Source organism: Confluentibacter flavum, from assembly GCF_002843175.1.
In the GTDB taxonomy this organism is placed as follows: Bacteria; Bacteroidota; Bacteroidia; order Flavobacteriales; family Flavobacteriaceae; genus Confluentibacter; species Confluentibacter flavum.
Map to the genome: position 1 here is coordinate 1 of NZ_PJEO01000020.1, position 18,665 is coordinate 18,665.

The window sequence follows — 18,665 nt, forward strand, 5'->3', positions numbered from 1 at the left end:
ACTCGTTGTGCATTTTAAATAATGCTAATTTTAATATTGTTGATGTTTCTATCAAAAATAAACTTATTGATATATTGAATTGTTGTAAGGGCCGCTATTTTAGATAGGATCCTAGTCTTAAATCCTCGAAAAGACTTGGCATAATTACGTCTTATCATAAATTGGTCACATAATTGTGAGAACAATGTCTCTATTCTTTTTCTCTTTTTTCTGAAAATGTAAGGTTGTTTTTTATAATCTTTTTGATTGCTTCTCATAGGTGTATTTAGCTTTATGTTACAGGTTTCAAACAAATTGAGCTGTATTTCTGCTGATAGATACCCTCTATCTCCAATTAAAGTGCAATCGCCCATTTGTGCTTTAATGTCCTTAAGGTAATTGACATCGTGTACCGATGCAGGGCTCAAATCGACACTTTGAAAAACACCTTTAATAGAACAGACGGCGTGCAGCTTATAACCATAATAATTGGAACCTTGGGAGGCACAATAGCCTTTGTCAGGAAAAGCATAGGCATCCTCTTTACAGACTCTCGAACGGGAACTTCGTGATAATTTACAAACCTCTAAAGGCATACTGTCCACTATAAAATAATCTTCAAATTCATTAAAATGAGAGGCTAATCTTAATCGGATATCATCCATGTAACCTACTAATTTCCGTCTTCTTCGATTGTAGACGCTCCTGTCTATTTTTGAGGCAATAATGACAGGGAGCTTTCTAAATAAATCATTCTCACTATCTATTCCCATAAATTCAGCTGTTAAGCTTAAACAAATCAGTTCCAAATCACTCAGCTTCGGTCGACGTCTTTGATAGTCCAAAAGTTGTTCTTTTGATATTTTTTGTAATACTTCCAATATTCTTTCGTAATTTGCATTTAAGTTGTTCATAATTAATGTTTTATCGCTAAAACAATTTACTGATTATCAGTAATATGGACAACTTTTTTCTTTTAAATCATAATGCACAACGGGTTATAAAATAATGAATTTAAAAAAGGGTGTTAAAAAATAAGGGTCACACAATATTGTGTAACCCTTATTTTACAAATAATACCTATTAACTTAATTTAGTTAATTATACCCAGGATTTTGGAATGCAGCTCTTTCTGCATCTGTCATATCCATATTATCTAATTGACCTTGTGGTATTGGTCTTATATAATGAAACTTCTCAATGGTTCTATTCACTAACACTGGTGTATGGTCGGTGTCATTATTACCTGCTATTTCATAGCTGGATGCCAGTTCAGCCCATTTTTGAGTACGAACTAAATCTAACCATCTGTAGCCTTCTCCAAAGTATTCACGAGAACGTTCTGCTAGGATATAGTCAATATCAATAATCGCAGGAGTCGCTAATACCATAGCCGCACTGTTATCTTCCATACGCACAGCTTGCTCACCATTATCAAAACGCCACTTACCTGCACGGGCACGAATCACATTGATTAATTCACGAGCACTTTTTCCTCCTGCCGGTGTAGCTCCTTTTACAGCAGCTTCAGCAGCTATAAAGTAAAATTCAGAGAATTTAGCAATTGGGAAAGGCCGTGTCACCGCTCCATTTGGCTGCCCTAATCCACCTGCATTATCCGTACGATAGGTTCCTAATTTCCATAACCCAGGATAGTTTTTTCTGTTAATTTCATTTGTGTTAATAACATAATCTGCTCTTCCTGGCAATACACCTGCACCAATACCAGCTCCATTACCATAAACTACGGCTGGATTGTATTCGTCTAAGTATGAAACCACTTTATCACCAGGAAATATTGGTAAACCATTAGCACCTGATATCGAAGGCGTATTATCTCCTGATTTATTCCAGTTTGCTCTATAACTAGTTACAAATGTACCATCGTAACGAGAATCTAAATCTTTCTCATCAAACGTTTCTTCAAATACATTAATAGTTGGTGCCATACGTGTCCATGGACGACCCAAACTTTGAGAAGCTTCACGTTGTACAGCAGCTTTCCCACTAACACTTATACGAGTGTAATTAGATGTTACCATCCAAACCGCTGCATTATCCGCACCACCTGCACCAGACCAACTTAGACTTGCGCCATTGTACTGCTCACTTGCTTCTGTATGATCTGCATACAACATCATTTCAGCATGGCGATCATTAGATCCTTCATGAACATCGTAAAAATAATTCAATAATCTATAATCACCAGGATTATCAATTCCAGCAGTTGCTACATTATAGGCTTGTTGAAAATAATAAGCAGCATCATGCCCATCAGGGTCTGTTCTTGGAGACTCTGGATAGGTTGGAATATTGTTTGGATTTTGCAACCACCAGCCATACGTTAAATAGGCTTTAGCTAAAAACAATCGAGCAACATTTTTAGTTACCGTTCCTGTTAAACGGGCACTAACTGGTAAATCATTTACTGCCTCAACTAAATCAGGAAATACACCTATAGTATAAACCTCTGGTACTGTGTTTCGCACTGAAGTTCTTACTGCCGATGTATTAAATTGTAAGTTACCAGCACCCAAATCCAATGGTACTCCACCATAAGTTTGTACTAACAAAAAGTAATTGAAAGCACGGAAAAATCTAGCTTCTGCAATTAAAGCATCACTAAGTCCAACTGCAGCGGCATTTTCAATGATACCACTTGCGGTGTTAATGGCCGGAAAAGCCGTATTCCAAGGAATACTACTTGGGAAACTTGTTGACGAGATTTGACCTACGCCAGATAAATCACTATCCTTAAAGTTTCCATCAGCACTTTGTCCATAGGTGTACTCATCAGTACCTGTTTCAAGGGAATTGTAATAATACGGTTGACCGTATACATACCTTAATTGTGAATATAAGTATGTAATCCCTCCTTGAACACCCAATTCAGTCTTGAAAAAGTCTGGGGTAAAAGAACTTCTTGGCGCTTCCTGCAGGATATCCTTCGTACAGGAACCCATTAATAATGACACAGCAATTAATACCGTGGCAATAAATTTAATTTTAAATCTATTTTTCATAATTTTTTTTTTAGAATGTTAAGTTTAACCCTATCATATAGTTACGTGTGCTTGGTGTGTTAGCACCAATCGTCGGAATACTTTGAGAATAAGGACCTCCACCAACGGCAGCATTTTGACCTCCTAAAGAGTTTGTTTCTGGATCCATACCAGATTCATCATGGAACGGTGAAAACAATACAAATGGATTTTGAACGGTAGCATATAAACGAAGCCTTTCTAAACCAATTTTACTTAGAATATCTTGATCAAAGTTATACCCAAAGGTTATGGTACGAACTTTAAGATAAGACCCATCAAAATACCCTAAAGTACTAGCATATTTTTGGTTATCACCACTTTGTATTCCACCTGGTGCTGGATATTTTGCACCTGTGTTGGTTGGTGTCCAATAATCTACATCAACATTATTTCTTCTACCAGTAAGCAAGTTAAGATACCCTTGACCACTATATAGTGTACTAATTACGATACCCCCACTTTTAAAGGTACCTACCATACTTAAGTCGAAATTTTTATAAGCCAAGCGGGTATTGAAACCTCCTTGAAAATCAGGTGTAGGATCTTGTATGATTCTATCATCTGCATTTATTGGTCTAGTTGGAGATCCATCCGGATTAAAATCACCTGTATATTGTACTTTAATCATTCCCGCATTACCTCCTGGTTCATATTGTTGTAGGTATTGGAAATCTGGATCTGTTTCGTTCCAAAGTCCAATTTTCTTTTGGTCATAAATCACATTGATAGGCGAGCCAACAAACCAATTGTTACCAACATTTTCTAATTCTCCAGAAGCTAATGCCGTAATTTTATTCCTGTTGGTATACAGATTAAGCCCTGCTTCCCAAGTTAAACCATCTGGATTATCAATAATAATTCCATTAAGGGCTATTTCAAGACCTTTATTTTCTGTTGCACCAATATTACTTGTAACGTTATTTACACCAGATGTTACAGGTAGACCAAGACCGTACAGAATATCATTTGTCTTTGTAATATAATATTCAACAGTACCAGAAAGTCTGTTTTTGAACATTCCAAAATCTATACCATAATTGTAAGTTTCTGAAAACTCCCATCCTAATGTAGGATTTGGTAAGGTACTAACATAATAACCAGTTGCAAAAGTACTACCAAAGTTATAATTTCTTGGTTGTAATCTTCCTTGGGTAGAGTAAGCACCAATAGCTTGGTTAGACGTTTCTCCATAACCTACACGTAATTTTAATTGGTCTATAAACCCAACATTCTGCATAAAGGATTCGTTATGTACATTCCAACCTACAGATACCGCAGGGTAAGTCACCCATTTGTATCCTTCTGCCAATCTAGAAGATCCGTCAGATCTAACTGTAGCTGTAATTAGGTAACGGTTGTCAAATTGGTACATGGCTCTAGCCATGTATGATAGTAAACCAGTTTCGGTTAAATTAGTTCCATAACCAGTAATATCTTCCGCTAAAGCAGCATCTATGTTGTAAAACAAGAATTGCTCATTTGGAACATTTCTAATACTCAAACCTACATTATCAAATTTTGAATTCTGAGCCGAAAATAGACCAACAAAATTCACTTTATGTTTATCTGCAAATGTTCTGTCATAAAGTATTTGGTTTTCAATAACATAATCTTGTGAAATAGAACTATTATAACTTGCAGAAGATGGATTGGACTCGTTATAATTAAACACCCCCACGCCTGTAAAGTTACCATCCCTAGATACTCGCAAATTCAAACCAATATTAATTCGGTATTTTAAACCCTCAACGCCTGGTATTTTAACCTCACCATATATGTTATTGTAAGTACCAAAATCCAACTGTTCGTTAACTCGTGATAATCCAACATTATTTACTACATCTCTTGTAGGAATCCAAAGGTCATCTGCCTGTGTTTGATAACGCTGTTTTATTGAACCATCAGGGTTGTATGGATTAAGAAGGGGTGATGATCCTAGTACACCTCCAACACCAGAAATACCGCTAGCTTTATTAAAGTTCATTACAGAGTTTAAACCAAAGCGAAACGCTCCTATTTCCTGATCAATCTGTGCGCGCAAAGAATATCTTTCAAAATATTCACCAGGCACAACCGACGTTTCTTTAAAATAACCCATACCCATATTATAAGCACCACCTTGAGTACCACCTTGCACACTTATATCATGACTGGTTTGAAATCCAGGACCATAAAATAAATCTTGCCAATCAGTATCAACATTAGGGTCTTCATCGCCTCCTGTATCATAAATAGGAGAACCTCTAAAAAGAGCAGTTGCTTCACGTAACGCTAAAGTTTGTGGGCCATTCATCATCGGGTATTTAGCAAATACCTCTTTGGTTGCATAATACGTGTTATATGAGAATCTTGCTTTTTGGCCTTGTTTACCAGATTTTGTTGTTATTAAAATAACGCCATTGGCACCTCTAGAACCATAAATAGCTGTAGCTGACGCATCTTTTAAAATGTCTAAACTTTCAATATCATTCATGTTGATATCACTAAGTCCTCCAGAAAAAGGAATACCATTCAGAACAATTAAAGGATCATTATTTGCCGATAATGAACGTACACCACGAATTTGGATTTGTGGAGCAGCTCCAGGTCTGGAATTAGTTGTTGATATTTGAACACCCGCAGCACGGCCTTGAAGTGCTTGTTGGAAGTTGGCCGCTTGGACTTCTCCCAATTCTTCTCCTTTAATAGAAACAACCGAGCCTGTAACTGACTCTCTTCTTTGTGTACCATAACCAATGACAACCACCTCGCTAAGCGCCGCAATATCTTGGTCTAAAGTAACATTAATTACAGATTGTGCTCCAACAGTCAATTCTTTGGTTACAAAACCAAGATAGGAAAACACTAATACAGCATTACTACCAGAGACATTGAGGGAGTAATTTCCATCGAAATCTGTGTTTGTACCCGTAGTGGTACCCTTCACAATCACATTCACACCAAGCATAGGTACACCTGATTCATCAGTCACCGTACCACTTACGGTTTTTTGTGCATTGGCGTTAACAACCATAGAGAAAAATATGATTGTTGAACAAATAATTTTGAGAAACCAAGGACGACCTCTCCTAGAATTAAATAGTAAAATTACATTTTGCATAAAATAAAATTTAGTTAATGTTAATAAAGTTTAGTTAAAATTTTAATACTATAACGAGTATCTAGAAAGTTGAAAAAATTGTACCATTTAAGAATTTAGTTGTACTTACAATTATTTTACAAACCCCTTGAAAACTCGTAACTGCGAGAGTTTCATAAGAATAATGAAATCTGAAACACAGACTACCAAATATCATATATAACATTGATTTGGGTTATCAATAAATGAACATTCTCTTTAAAATTTAAAACACTAGTGATGATTTAATACAATAAGCTATTTATTAATACATTATTAGTATTAATACTATATCCTTTTTATTAAAAAATAAGATGAAGTTGCTTTTTATAGGTCGAATCTATTGAGAAGATGATTCTTTATTTTACGTAAACACTAGCATAAATAAAATTTAAATAAACCGTGTTTTGACCTGCTGATATTAAATATTTTGTTCTAAATATTCAGATGGCGCTTTTCCATATTCCTCTTTAAAAGAAGTGGTGAAATAAGAGGCTGAATTAAAACCTGTTAGATAGGCTATTTCAGCAAGTGCATATTTTTGAGTATCCATAAGCTTCAAAGCTTGCTTAATTCTAACCATTCTTATAAAATTAACAACGGATTTGCCTGTAAGAGCCTTAATCTTTCTATAAACCTGCATACGGCTCAAATTAAAAAGATCGGCAATGGAATTAACTCCCAATTGAGGATTTTGTATGTTCTCGATAATATAGTCAATGGCTTTTTGAAGAAATTCTTGATCAATTCCGTTCTGTGCCACTTTATTTGGAAGCAAATAAACGTCCTTACTAAACTGGGAATATAATTTTTGACGGGATTCAATGATTTGGTTTACCTGGACCATTAAAAAACGAATGCTAAAAGGCTTGGTAATATAAACATCGGCTCCTGTTTCAATTCCTGTAATCTGATCATCAACTGTAGTTCTTGCAGTTAGAAGAATAAAAGGAATATGACTGGTTTTTAAGTTCGTTTTTATGTCGTTACAAAGTTCAATGCCATTTTTAATTGGCATTAAAATATCACTAATAATTAAATCGGGACTAGTTTCTAAAGCCATTTCCAATCCTTCTTGCCCATTTCTTGCTTCAATAACATGGAACTGATGCCTTAACTCGAGTGCTAAATACTTTCGCAACTCGTCATTATCCTCCACAATGAGTATATGGGGCTTGTCATTATTCTCTTCCTCATCTAAATCATAATTAAACGCTTCTATATGATTCATGGATTCTGGTGCAGTATCTATACACTCTGAAATTTCACAAATATTATCGGCAGAATATATTTCCTTATCAATAGGAATCAATATCACAAATAGCGTTTCTTGATTAGGTTTACTTTCTACTTTTATATGCCCATGATGCAACTCTACAAGTCCTTTCGTTAAAGAAAGTCCGATACCAGTACCAGAATTAGCAATTGCTGGCGAAGACTTAGCTTGGTAAAATTTATCAAAAATAAAAGGCAATTCATTTTCTGGTATACCTATACCATTGTCCACAATACTTAGCTCCAAGCATCGTGACTCTACCTGTTGTTCGCCAACGATAGCCTCTTTAGAATTAATGATGATGTTTATTTGACCCTTGTCTGAAGTAAACTTAAACGCATTTGAAAGAATGTTTACCAATATTTTATCGAGTTTATCATGATCGAACCATCCATTAAGAGCCCCAACCATACTGTGGATACCAAAATGGATGTTTCTTTTTTTGGAAATATCATTAAATGAATCTGCAATGCCTGTAATAAACCTAACTAATTCACCATGCTGAACTTGAAGTTTTAATTTGGCGTTTTCAAGCTTATTAAAATCCATCAATTCATTGACCAAACGCAACATTTTGTTAGAACTAGCTTGAATGGCCCCTATTCTTTCTTTCACATTAAACGGTAATTCCTCCATGGCGCTTAGGCTTTCCAAAGGCATGGCAATAAGACTTAAAGGAGTTCTAAACTCATGGGAAATATTTGTGAAAAATTGCGTTTTCGACTCACTTAGTTGATGCTCTCGTTCACGAGCTAAACGCTCCATAACCAATTGGCTTTTCATACGAATACGCTCCATACGTATCCTAAAGAGGAAAAAGATAACCGCCGCTATAAAAATCACATATACAAGGATAGCCCACCATGTTTTCCACCATATTTGCTTTATTACAATATTTAAGGGCTCAGCAGTATTAGTCCATTGGCCATCGGAATTCGATGCTTTAACCAAAAACACATAGTTCCCTGGGTCTATATTAGTGTAAGTAGCTGAATGGCCAGAGCCTATACAATTCCAATCTTTGTCGAATCCTTCCAACATATAACAGTATGCATAAGGAGAGTTTTTACCATAAGTAATGGCAACAAAATCGACAGTAAAGGAGCGTTGATCATAATTAAGCTCTATATTGGACGTAAGACTTATATGTTTATTTAGAGGCGACCCAGAAGCAGTAATACTCATGGATTGATTGTTAATTTTTAAATCTGTTAAATATACTATTGGTTTTCCTAATTGACTTTGGATACTATCTGGGAAGAATGTATTAAACCCATTATTGCTTCCAAAAAACAGTTTACCCTTGCTGGTGGTAATACTTGCACTATTATTAAAATTGTTTGATGCTAAACCATCTAATTTATCATAATTGGTAAACGTATTAGTGCTAAGATCCAATTTAGACAAGCCCTTATTTCCACTAATCCACATGTTGCCTATTGAATCCATTAATATGGATCTGATAGTGTTACTTGATAACCCATCTTTTTTTTGAAAGGTTTTGAATTCATTGCTTTGCCTTGGTTTTAATACTATACCATTGTCAGTTGTTCCAAACCATAAATTCTCATGAGCGTCTTGATAAATGTCCTGAATATTATTGCTACTAAAACCACCATGCTCTATATCTTGTCTATACAATTTGTAATTAAAGGATTCATCCTCATTCCTTGTTAACTTATACAAACCATACATGGTACCTATCCATAACCCTCCCTCATAATCCTCTACCATGGCACTCACATACGAGGTTTTTGAAATGTAATTAGGCTTATTATCTTCACAAAGAACAACAAAGTGCTGTTTTTTTTCATCAAAATAAAATAACCCACTTCCATTGCTTCCAGCCCAAATGGTTCCCTTTTTATCTACATATAAAAAAAATGCCTTATTATCACCAAATCCTCCTGACTGCAATGTATACTTAACAGCTCTATTAGTGTTTAGATTAATTTTATAAACGCCATCAGCCCACGAGGATACCCAAATATTACCTTGGCGGTCAAAAGTCATTGCTGTAATAAATTTGGCATCAAAATGCCTATTAATTTCATCGAAACGCTTTAACTCATTTGTTTCTGAATCCCATCTTATAAGCCCAATACCATCACATGCAATCCATACATCCCCATTTTTATCCTCAACAAATTCCCTTATGTCCTTGCCATCAAGTTCACTTGCCTTAAAGTCCCCCAATTGATAAGAATCAAATTTACCAGCATTGTTATCAATTAAATAAACACCTTTGTTAAATGTTCCAATCCAAGTAAGTCCATCATCGTCAACATAAACAGATCGTATCGAGTTGGTAGGCAATCTTTTAGGATTTCCACTTTCATTACCAAAATAGGTAATTTTGTTGTTTTTGGTATCAAAATAAATTAGTTTAGAATTTTCTCCTCCCATCCAAAGGTTACCTTTACTATCGGCTGTTAATGCTAAAATACCACTTACACCTAAACCATTTTTAGAATGCTTCGAAACGATATTTTTAAATGAATAATAGCCATCAGTATTTATCACTTTAGATATTTCACCATTTGAAGTGGAAAATAAAATATTAGTAAAATCATCTAGAATCAATTCGGTAATTTCGTCCACTGGTAAGCCTTCATCTGTAAATTTCAAAGATGCAGGCTTTGTAGTCGTTGTATTAAAAACTTTAAGCCCTCCCTTAGTGCCACACCACATGTTATTATCAATAAGTAGTAATTTGGAAATATAATCTTTAACCAAGGGACTACTGTTTGTGTTAAATCCGCTGAGATAAGAGAAGGTTAAATTGGATATATCGTAAATATTAACTCCACCTCCATGGGTACCTATCCATAGCTTGCCTTGATCATCAAATGACAACGCTGTAATATAAATGTTATTTAAGTGGTTTTTGTTACCAGGAATTGAATCAACATTCGTAAAATTATCCGTTTCCCTGTTATAATTACTAAGTCCTTGAGCAGTTCCTATCCATAGTTTATGATTTGAATCCTCTATAATGGCATTAATACTATTATTGGTTATGGTTGTATTGTCTATGGGGTCATGCACATAGCGATACGTATTAATTCCATCATAACGAATTAACCCATCGCTTGTACCAAACCACATATACCCCTTACTGTCTTTAAAGAAACATCTAACAAATGAATTCGACAGTTCCTCAGGAGCAACAGGAATAAATGAAGTATGTTGCGATTGTGATTGAATATTTGCACAGGAAACCAAGAAAGCCAATAACAACAGCCTTAACGTTAAGGGTTTTATATTAAATATTGAAATCATATAACTATTATAAATCTAACTTTTAATTAGTTTGTATGGACATAATTCTATTATTGCATATCCCTAACGGACAATTAAAATGGTGTTTTTTTAATATTACAAACATACCATAAATATAGATAATTTACTCTATTTTAACTCTTGACAAAAGTCATATTATGGTTGATAATAATTAGTCTTGTGAGGTAATAATAAAAAACCAAGCCTAATTAATTAACTTTTTCTATTTTTGCCGCATTCATAATGCGCACGTGGCGGAATTGGTAGACGCGTCAGCTTGAGGGGCTGGTATCCGTTTAGGATGTGGAAGTTCGAGTCTTCTCGTGCGCACTTTCAAAATTCAAATATTAAAATTTTTATCTTAATTATATTTTAATTAATATTGTTCAACTTTTATTAGGTATCAATGAACAATATTCAGATAAATTTTAGCATAAAAGATTTAGAAAACTTAACAGGTATCAAAGCACATACCATCAGAATTTGGGAAAAACGCTATAATTTATTGAGTCCTAATAGAACTGATACAAATATTAGAAATTACAGTTTAGCCAGTTTTCAAAAACTATTAAACATTTCGTACTTAAACAATAATGGTATAAAAATTTCCAAGATTGCAAATCTAACAGAAGATGAAATTCCTGCTAAAGTTAGAGAGATAGCCTCTAGGGCAAAAATTGAAAACCACGCCATCAACGCCTTTAAAATGGCAATGATAAATTTTGATCAAGTACTGTTTTACAACACTTACAATACCCTTATTGAAAAGAAAACATTTAGTGATATATTTTATAATGTGTTTCTTCCTTTATTAAATGAGATTGGCTTATTATGGCAAACCAACACCATAACACCAGCGCATGAACATTTTTTATCCGTTCATATAAAACAAAAAATATTAATTAACATTGAAAGACTTCAAAGTCTTGAACCTAAACCTGTATCTAAAACATTCGTACTGTTTTTACCAGATAATGAAATTCATGATATCGGATTGCTATTTATAAATTACAAATTACGAACCAAAGGATATCACACTATATTTTTGGGCGAAAGTGTACCCATGGAAAGTTTAAAAGACTTGCTTGAATTTTTTGATGATGTCACCTTCATATCTTATTTTACGGTATATCCAGACACTCAAGATATCCTCCCCTACACAAATAAATTTAGCGAACTGCTTCTGAAAAAAGAAAACACGAGGCTCTTGCTTTTGGGCACCAAGTTAGCTAGTATTGATATTCCCTTACTTCCTAAAAAAATCGTTACATTTAATTCCATAGAAAATTTAGTTAAAGATTTGTAAATAAATAATATTTGTTTAACTTTTTTGTATATTTGTTTAACAATATGAAAAAATCAGTTATTATTATTGGCTCCGGATTTTCTTCTTTGGCAGCCTCATGTTATTTAGCCAAATATGACTACAACGTTACCATATTTGAGAAAAATCAAACCATTGGTGGTCGCGCCAGACAACTGATTAAAGAGGGCTTTACGTTTGATATTGGCCCTACATGGTATTGGATGCCAGACGTTTTTGAACGTTTTTTTGCCGATTTTGATAAATCACCCTCCAACTATTACACTCTAGAAAAGCTGAACCCCGCTTACAGTGTTTACTTTGGAAAAGATGATTACATCACTATTGAAGATACTCTAGAAAAAATAGCACTTGCCTTTGAAAAAGAAGAAAAAGGAAGTGCCAAAAAATTGAATACGTTTATTGAAAAAGCTAAAAGCAATTATGACATTGCTATTAAAGATTTAGTTTATAACCCAGGTGTCTCTCCTTTAGAATTGGTTACATCTACAACTATTAAAAAGTTAAATCAATTTTTTAGTAACATTAAAAAAGATGTTCGAAAAGAATTTAAAAATGACAAACTCATTAAAATTCTTGAATTTCCTGTGCTTTTTTTAGGAGCAAAACCTAGCGACACCCCATCTTTTTATAGTTTCATGAATTATGCCGATTTCGGACTTGGCACATTTCATCCAAAAAAAGGGATGTACCAAGTCATTTTAGCTTTAGAAAGTTTAGCTAGAGAATTGGGTGTAACCATTAATACAAATGCTTCTGTTGAAAAAATCATTGTTGAAAATGGTAAATCGACAGGAATTATTTCTAACGGAAAAACTTATAATTCAGATATTGTTGTTAGTGGAGCCGATTATCATCATTCAGAAACACTTTTAGATAAAATTTACAGGCAATACTCTGAACACTATTGGGAGAAAAAAACATTTGCCCCTTCTTCCCTACTTTTTTATGTTGGCTTTGATAAAAAATTAATCAACGTAAATCATCACACCCTATTTTTTGATGTCGATTTTGATGTACATGCCGAAGCTATTTATGATGACCCCAAATGGCCTGAAAACCCATTATTTTATGCAAGTTTCCCTAGTAAAACTGATGCCTATACAGCTCCAGAAGGCAAAGAAGCTGGCATTTTTTTAATTCCCTTGGCTCCAGGTTTAAAAGACACGCCAGAACTTAGAGACATTTATTTCGAAAAAATCATGACACGTTTTGAGACTTTAACATCGCAAAAAATAAAAAATCATATTATATTTAAAGAATCCTTTTGTATTAATGACTTTATTAAAGACTATAATTCTTATAAAGGAAATGCCTACGGCATGGCAAATACATTGACGCAGACAGCTTTTTTAAGACCAAAATTAAAAAGCAAAAAGGTTGAAAATCTTTATTTTACAGGTCAGTTAACGGTGCCTGGCCCAGGTGTCCCTCCATCACTGATTTCTGGAAAATTAGTAGCGGATTTAGTTTTAAAACACAATAGTTAAGTTCTTATGACCTCTAAACCAATCCAATAAACAGATGAAAGCATTATTCGACACCGTTTCTTTTGACTGTAGCAAGTTGGTAGCTAAAACCTACAGTACCTCGTTTTCATTGGCTACTAAAATGTTATACAAACCCATTAGAAGTGACATTTATAACATATATGGCTTTGTGCGGTTTGCAGATGAAATAGTAGATTCTTTTCATGATTATGATAAAAAAGAACTCTTCAACAATTTTTCTAACGATTTAGAACTGGCACTTAAAAATAAGATTAGTTTAAACCCTATTTTAAATTCCTTTCAGTACACGTATCATAAATATAATATTGATAAAGATTTGGTAGATGCGTTTATGAATAGTATGCGATTGGATTTGCATAAATCCAAATACTTGACTGAAGAAGAATTTAAAACGTACATTTATGGTTCTGCCGATGTTGTTGGTTTAATGTGCTTAAAAGTATTTGTAAATGGTGATGATGAAAAATATAATGAGTTGAAAGATTCTGCGATGGCCTTGGGTTCGGCATTTCAAAAAGTTAATTTTTTACGAGATTTAAAAGCTGATTTTGATGATTTGAACAGAAGCTATTTCCCTAAAGCAGATTTAAATAACTTAGATGAAAATTCCAAACAATATATTATAAACGATATTGAAGCAGATTTTGAAAAAGGCTTAAATGGTATAAAAAAACTACCTATTGAAGCTAAATTTGGTGTTTTTATGGCCTACAGATATTACAGCCAATTATTAAAAAAACTCAAAAAAACACCTGCCCTACAAATTAAAAACACCAGAATTAGGGTTTCCGATCCTAAAAAAGTAGCCCTTTTAATGCGTAGTTATGTGAAATATCAATTAAATTTATTGTAAATTAAAATTAAAAATGCAAACTCTATACTGGATACTTATTTTCTTAGGGACCTACTGCTTTATGGAATTTATGGCTTGGTTTACGCATAAATACATCATGCATGGTTTTTTATGGAGTTTACACAAAGACCACCATAAAAAAGATCACGATAGTTGGTTTGAACGCAACGATGCCTTTTTCATTTTTTATGCGGTGGTGAGCATTGGTTTCTTTTTACTTTGGAAATATACTAGTTTTTGGCCCGGCTTACCCATTGGTTTAGGCATATTTGCTTATGGATTATCCTATTTTATGGTACACGATATTTTTATTCATCAGCGTTTTAAGATATTGAGAGATGCCAATAATTGGTATGCAAAAGGTGTTCGACGAGCCCATAAAATGCACCACAAACATACAGGAAAAGAGGATGGCGAATGCTTCGGCATGCTCGTCGTTCCTTTTAAATATTTTAAAAGCAAGTAATGGATTATTTATATCTGTTATTAAATCTAGTATCTGTTTCTGTTCCTTTTATATTTAGTTTTCATCCCAAATTAAAATTTTACAACTACTGGAAACCTTTAGCACTGGGAATCCTTATCAGCATGCTTATTTTTATTCCTTGGGACGTGTTTTTTACCAAACAAGGCATTTGGGGATTTAACGACACTTATTTTTTAGGCACAACACTTTTTGGTCTACCTTTTGAAGAATGGCTATTTTTTATCTGTATTCCTTACGCCTGTGTTTTCACGCATTATGCATTACTATACTATTTTCCAAAAATGGCTTTATCGGAATCTACTACCAAGATGATTAGTTATGTGCTAATAACTTTACTAATTATTATAAGTGTATTGAATTATGATAAATGGTACACGTTGATAAATTTTCTATTGGCGATAATACTATTGACTGTTGTTTTGATTAAAAAAATAATGCTTTTACAATCCTATTACCTCACGTTTCTTGTAATGCTGATTCCTTTTTTTATTGTGAACGGCATTTTAACCGGTAGTTTTATTGAAAATGAAGTAGTTTGGTATAATAATGATGAGAATTTAGGCATAAGGCTTTTTACGATTCCCATTGAAGATTCGGTTTATGCGTTTACATTGATTCTTTTGAATCTTTTTGTTGTAAAATTACTTGTTAAAGATAGCTAATCAATTATTTACAACATTTACAGGTTCTCCATTTAGGTATGCTTTTAAATTATCGATAACGATATTCATCAAACGAGTTCTAGATTCCTTTGTGGCCCAAGCAATATGGGGCGTTATAATACAGTTTTTTGCTTTTAATAACGGATTGTTTTCTTGCATGGGTTCAGTTGAAACCACATCAACCGCGGCGCCAGCTACTTTTCCCGAGTTAAGCGCTTCCTTTAAATCTTCTTCAACAATTAAACCGCCTCTGGAAGTGTTAATCAGCATCACGCCATCCTTCATTTTGGAAATATGTTTTTTATTAATTATACCTTTTGTGGTTTCAGTCAAGGGACAATGCAAACTTATAATATCAGATTTCATGAACAACTCATCCAATGCCACATACCGACATGTATCCGATTCCAATGAAAAATCTTTGCTTCTGTTATATGCCAAAATATTCAAACCAAAAGCCTGTGCCACTTTCGCTGTGGCTTGGCCAATGCGTCCAAAACCAATAATGCCCATGGTTTTTCCCGCAAGTTCAATAAGCGGTGTGTTCCAAAAACAAAAATCCAATGACTTCGTCCATTCACTGTCCTTTACAGCTTGGTTATGATCACCAATATGATGGCACATTTCTAACAACAGACCCATTGTAAACTGTGCTACAGAATTGGTGCTATAATCAGGTACATTTGTAACCAAAATATTTAATTTATGGGCTGTTTCCATATCTATAATGTTATAGCCAGTTGCCAAAACTCCGATATATTTAAGGTTAGGAACTTGTGTGAGCACCTCTTTGGGAAGGGGAACTTTATTGGTGAATACTACTTCGGCATCTCCAATAGTTTTAATTACCGTTTTAGGACTAAAATCGGTACGATCGTAAATTTTTAAATTTCCAAATTGTTTGAGACTTTCCCAAGTTAAATCACCCGGATTTAAAGTAAACCCGTCTAAAACTACCATTTTCATTGTGTTTTTTTTAATATGATTAAAATAATGGAAAATCTATTTCAATAAATTATCCATTGTACTTCTTATGGTATTACTATTCCAATTCGTCGCGCCACTTTCATCAATAATGATATTCCCTTCTTTATCAATTAAAAACGTTCTGGGAATGGAAGTAACATCGAAAATAGCTGGATAATTACTTACCGGTCGATACACTTCAAACGTATATTGCTTCTTTTCTAAAAAAAGAGTTATATCGCTTAACGCTTCGTTAGTAACAAAAAGAAATTCTACTTTATCGCTATAATCATTATAAAGTTTTTGCAAACTGGGCATTTCGGCAATACACGGCGGACACCAAGTTGCCCAAAAATTAATTAATATGACTTTGCCTTTTGCTTGTTGAAGATTATAATCAGTATTATTTCCATCCCTTAAGTTCCAGTTGTAATCTGTTAAATTAATTGATGTCTCTTTACTTTCAATCGATGGTTTGTTTACTAGCAACACTACTTTTTGCAACAGCACTTGAATCGGTTTTCGTGTCTGCGGAATAATTAAAACGGCTACGATTATTATAAAAATAATATTCTTTATTTTACTTTTAGTCATAATCATTTATCAGAATATTTAGCCTCTTCCCAAAATACATCCATTTCAGCCAAGGTCATATCTTTAAGTGGCTTGTTGATCGCTTTTGCTTTTTCCTCAAGATACTGAAAACGCTTTGAAAACTTTTTATTGGTGCGTTCTAAGGCATTCTCCGGGTTTATTTTTAAAAATCGGGCATAATTTACCATCGAAAACAAAACATCGCCAAATTCACTTTCCATGGCGTTTTTATCACCTAATTCTACCTCAACTTTAAATTCATTGAGTTCTTCCTGAACTTTTTCCCAAACTTGCTCAGGTTGTTCCCAATCAAAACCAACACCAGCTACTTTTTCTTGTATTCGATTCGCTTTTACTAGGGCCGGAAGACTTTTGGGAACGCCTTCTAAAACACTTTTTTTGCCTTCCTTCAATTTTAAATTTTCCCAATTACGTTTTACGTCTTCTTCATTTTCAACTTTTACATCACCATAAATGTGCGGATGTCTGCTTATTAATTTTTCGCAAATACCATTACAAACATCGGCAATATCAAAACTGTTGGTTTCACTTCCTATTTTAGAATAAAACACAATATGCAGCAAAACATCGCCCAATTCCTTTTTAACTTCTTCTAAATCATTATCTAGAATGGCATCACCAAGTTCATAGGTTTCTTCAATGGTTAAATGACGTAAGGTTTCCATGGTTTGCTTTTTGTCCCACGGACATTGCGCGCGCAACTCATCCATAATAGTTAACAAACGGTCAAAGGCCTTTAGCTGATGTTCTCTTGTATTCATTAAACGTGTTTCAGTAAAAATACAATTATTAATGATTTTTGTTATATCTAAAAAACAACTTTATTTTATCGGAAAAAACAACTAAATTCGTTTGACTGCGGATAAAGAAACCGTGAAACATTTTTTATCCGGATAGTTAGTTAGAAATTTAAACTACACATATGAAATACGCCATTCTTATTCATTTATTGGATTGGGAACATCATGAAAATGAATATATCATAGATAAAGGCATAACTTTTATAAACCTCAAAACACATCCTGTTGGAAAGCTATACGAAAAAATGTGTGAAACTGATAATATCGATGATGGCAGTCCTTATGGTTTTAGAACAGGACTAATTCTATATGATGACGCAGATACTGATTATTCATTTTTTCATTCTACTTTTCCTTCTTCTTCTCATTATTCATTATCAACTACATTTATAAACCTTCTTACTATAATTTATAAAGGAACTTTAGGACACTGCAGAATTATAATGTCAAAAGATAACTTTGAAACTTCACATTTTACGTATGAACTATATGATAGTTTATCCGAATTTACCGATGACCTTGTAGTTTATCATTCAAAGTTTGATATAAAAAGCATGAAAACTTTAGATAATATTTGGAAAAATTTAAAATCCACCTACATATTATGACTAGTCCTAAAAAATCGATACAGGTTATTAGACAAAAATAGATTAATTAAACAGCATCAAAAACGTTTTTGATGCTGTATTTAGTTTTATAGGTTTTCATTTTAAGTTTGTTTTGCTGGTGCATTAGATTTGGAGTCAGC

General features: G+C 33.7%; 13 protein-coding genes and 1 tRNA gene. 7 read left to right on the forward strand and 7 right to left on the reverse strand.

The genetic code is table 11. From position 1 onward, the window contains the following. Positions 1–14: 14 nt before the first annotated feature. The 4 genes from CSW08_RS07340 to CSW08_RS07355 form a co-directional block, all read right to left on the reverse strand. On the reverse strand, positions 15–893 hold the full coding sequence (locus tag CSW08_RS07340) for an IS982 family transposase (RefSeq protein ID WP_106658080.1): 879 nt from the start codon (positions 891–893) through the stop codon (positions 15–17). A 183-nt stretch (positions 894–1,076) separates the two neighbouring features. After that, the gene (locus tag CSW08_RS07345; RefSeq protein WP_106659265.1) at positions 1,077–3,002 is read right to left on the reverse strand and encodes a RagB/SusD family nutrient uptake outer membrane protein; all 1,926 of its coding nucleotides are present in this window, start codon (positions 3,000–3,002) and stop codon (positions 1,077–1,079) included. Positions 3,003–3,012: 10 nt separating this feature from the next. Continuing rightward, the gene (locus CSW08_RS07350; protein WP_106659266.1) at positions 3,013–6,123 is read right to left on the reverse strand and encodes a SusC/RagA family TonB-linked outer membrane protein; all 3,111 of its coding nucleotides are present in this window, start codon (positions 6,121–6,123) and stop codon (positions 3,013–3,015) included. 439 nt (positions 6,124–6,562) lie between these two features. After that, the gene (locus CSW08_RS07355; protein WP_106659267.1) at positions 6,563–10,699 is read right to left on the reverse strand and encodes a hybrid sensor histidine kinase/response regulator transcription factor; all 4,137 of its coding nucleotides are present in this window, start codon (positions 10,697–10,699) and stop codon (positions 6,563–6,565) included. Positions 10,700–10,944: 245 nt separating this feature from the next. On the opposite strand from CSW08_RS07355, the gene CSW08_RS07360 reads away from it, so the two are divergent. The 6 genes from CSW08_RS07360 (at position 10,945) to CSW08_RS07385 (ending at position 15,536) form a co-directional block, all read left to right on the forward strand. Beyond that, positions 10,945–11,029 (forward strand) — tRNA-Leu (locus CSW08_RS07360). Between the two features lie 76 nt (positions 11,030–11,105). After that, positions 11,106–12,005, forward strand: coding sequence for a MerR family transcriptional regulator (locus tag CSW08_RS07365; RefSeq protein WP_106659268.1), 900 nt, complete (start codon positions 11,106–11,108; stop codon positions 12,003–12,005). 44 nt (positions 12,006–12,049) lie between these two features. Next, the gene (locus CSW08_RS07370) at positions 12,050–13,513 is read left to right on the forward strand and encodes a phytoene desaturase family protein (protein ID WP_106659269.1); all 1,464 of its coding nucleotides are present in this window, start codon (positions 12,050–12,052) and stop codon (positions 13,511–13,513) included. A 34-nt stretch (positions 13,514–13,547) separates the two neighbouring features. Continuing rightward, positions 13,548–14,387 carry a phytoene/squalene synthase family protein gene (locus tag CSW08_RS07375; RefSeq protein WP_106659270.1) on the forward strand — a complete coding sequence of 280 codons (840 nt, stop codon included), beginning with the start codon at positions 13,548–13,550 and terminating at the stop codon, positions 14,385–14,387. A 13-nt stretch (positions 14,388–14,400) separates the two neighbouring features. Beyond that, positions 14,401–14,853 (forward strand): sterol desaturase family protein, encoded by a 453-nt coding sequence (locus CSW08_RS07380; RefSeq protein WP_106659271.1) that lies wholly within the window; start codon positions 14,401–14,403, stop codon positions 14,851–14,853. Continuing rightward, positions 14,853–15,536 carry a lycopene cyclase domain-containing protein gene (locus CSW08_RS07385; protein ID WP_106659272.1) on the forward strand — a complete coding sequence of 228 codons (684 nt, stop codon included), beginning with the start codon at positions 14,853–14,855 and terminating at the stop codon, positions 15,534–15,536. The genes CSW08_RS07380 and CSW08_RS07385 overlap by 1 nt, the downstream gene beginning before the upstream one ends. On the opposite strand, the gene CSW08_RS07390 is transcribed toward CSW08_RS07385, so the two are convergent. From CSW08_RS07390 to mazG, 3 genes are read right to left on the reverse strand one after another with little or no spacing between them, the layout of a single operon-like run. Further along, positions 15,537–16,502: a D-2-hydroxyacid dehydrogenase gene (locus CSW08_RS07390; protein ID WP_106659273.1), complete on the reverse strand. Its 966-nt coding sequence runs from the start codon at positions 16,500–16,502 to the stop codon at positions 15,537–15,539. 36 nt (positions 16,503–16,538) lie between these two features. Further along, positions 16,539–17,096 (reverse strand): TlpA family protein disulfide reductase, encoded by a 558-nt coding sequence (locus tag CSW08_RS07395; RefSeq protein ID WP_238987219.1) that lies wholly within the window; start codon positions 17,094–17,096, stop codon positions 16,539–16,541. 2 nt (positions 17,097–17,098) lie between these two features. Next, positions 17,099–17,878: a nucleoside triphosphate pyrophosphohydrolase gene (gene mazG / locus CSW08_RS07400; protein ID WP_106659275.1), complete on the reverse strand. Its 780-nt coding sequence runs from the start codon at positions 17,876–17,878 to the stop codon at positions 17,099–17,101. Between the two features lie 161 nt (positions 17,879–18,039). Here mazG and CSW08_RS07405 point away from each other — a divergent pair, with 161 nt between their 5' ends. Then, entirely contained in the window at positions 18,040–18,525 is a 486-nt protein-coding gene (locus tag CSW08_RS07405; RefSeq protein ID WP_106659276.1) for a hypothetical protein, read from the forward strand. The last annotated feature ends 140 nt before the right edge of the window (positions 18,526–18,665 follow it).

Bases quoted from the DNA above. Each gene is read 5' to 3' on its own strand.
- CSW08_RS07355 (WP_106659267.1), bottom strand. From the start codon at position 10,699: ATGATTTCAATATTTAATATAAAACCCTTAACGTTAAGGCTGTTGTTA.
- CSW08_RS07365 (WP_106659268.1), top strand. From the start codon at position 11,106: ATGAACAATATTCAGATAAATTTTAGCATAAAAGATTTAGAAAACTTA.
- CSW08_RS07405 (WP_106659276.1), top strand. From the start codon at position 18,040: ATGAAATACGCCATTCTTATTCATTTATTGGATTGGGAACATCATGAA.
- CSW08_RS07380 (WP_106659271.1), top strand. From the start codon at position 14,401: ATGCAAACTCTATACTGGATACTTATTTTCTTAGGGACCTACTGCTTT.
- CSW08_RS07340 (WP_106658080.1), bottom strand. From the start codon at position 893: ATGAACAACTTAAATGCAAATTACGAAAGAATATTGGAAGTATTACAA.
- CSW08_RS07395 (WP_238987219.1), bottom strand. From the start codon at position 17,096: ATGACTAAAAGTAAAATAAAGAATATTATTTTTATAATAATCGTAGCC.
- CSW08_RS07370 (WP_106659269.1), top strand. From the start codon at position 12,050: ATGAAAAAATCAGTTATTATTATTGGCTCCGGATTTTCTTCTTTGGCA.
- CSW08_RS07375 (WP_106659270.1), top strand. From the start codon at position 13,548: ATGAAAGCATTATTCGACACCGTTTCTTTTGACTGTAGCAAGTTGGTA.
- mazG (WP_106659275.1), bottom strand. From the start codon at position 17,878: ATGAATACAAGAGAACATCAGCTAAAGGCCTTTGACCGTTTGTTAACT.
- CSW08_RS07350 (WP_106659266.1), bottom strand. From the start codon at position 6,123: ATGCAAAATGTAATTTTACTATTTAATTCTAGGAGAGGTCGTCCTTGG.
- CSW08_RS07345 (WP_106659265.1), bottom strand. From the start codon at position 3,002: ATGAAAAATAGATTTAAAATTAAATTTATTGCCACGGTATTAATTGCT.
- CSW08_RS07385 (WP_106659272.1), top strand. From the start codon at position 14,853: ATGGATTATTTATATCTGTTATTAAATCTAGTATCTGTTTCTGTTCCT.
- CSW08_RS07390 (WP_106659273.1), bottom strand. From the start codon at position 16,502: ATGAAAATGGTAGTTTTAGACGGGTTTACTTTAAATCCGGGTGATTTA.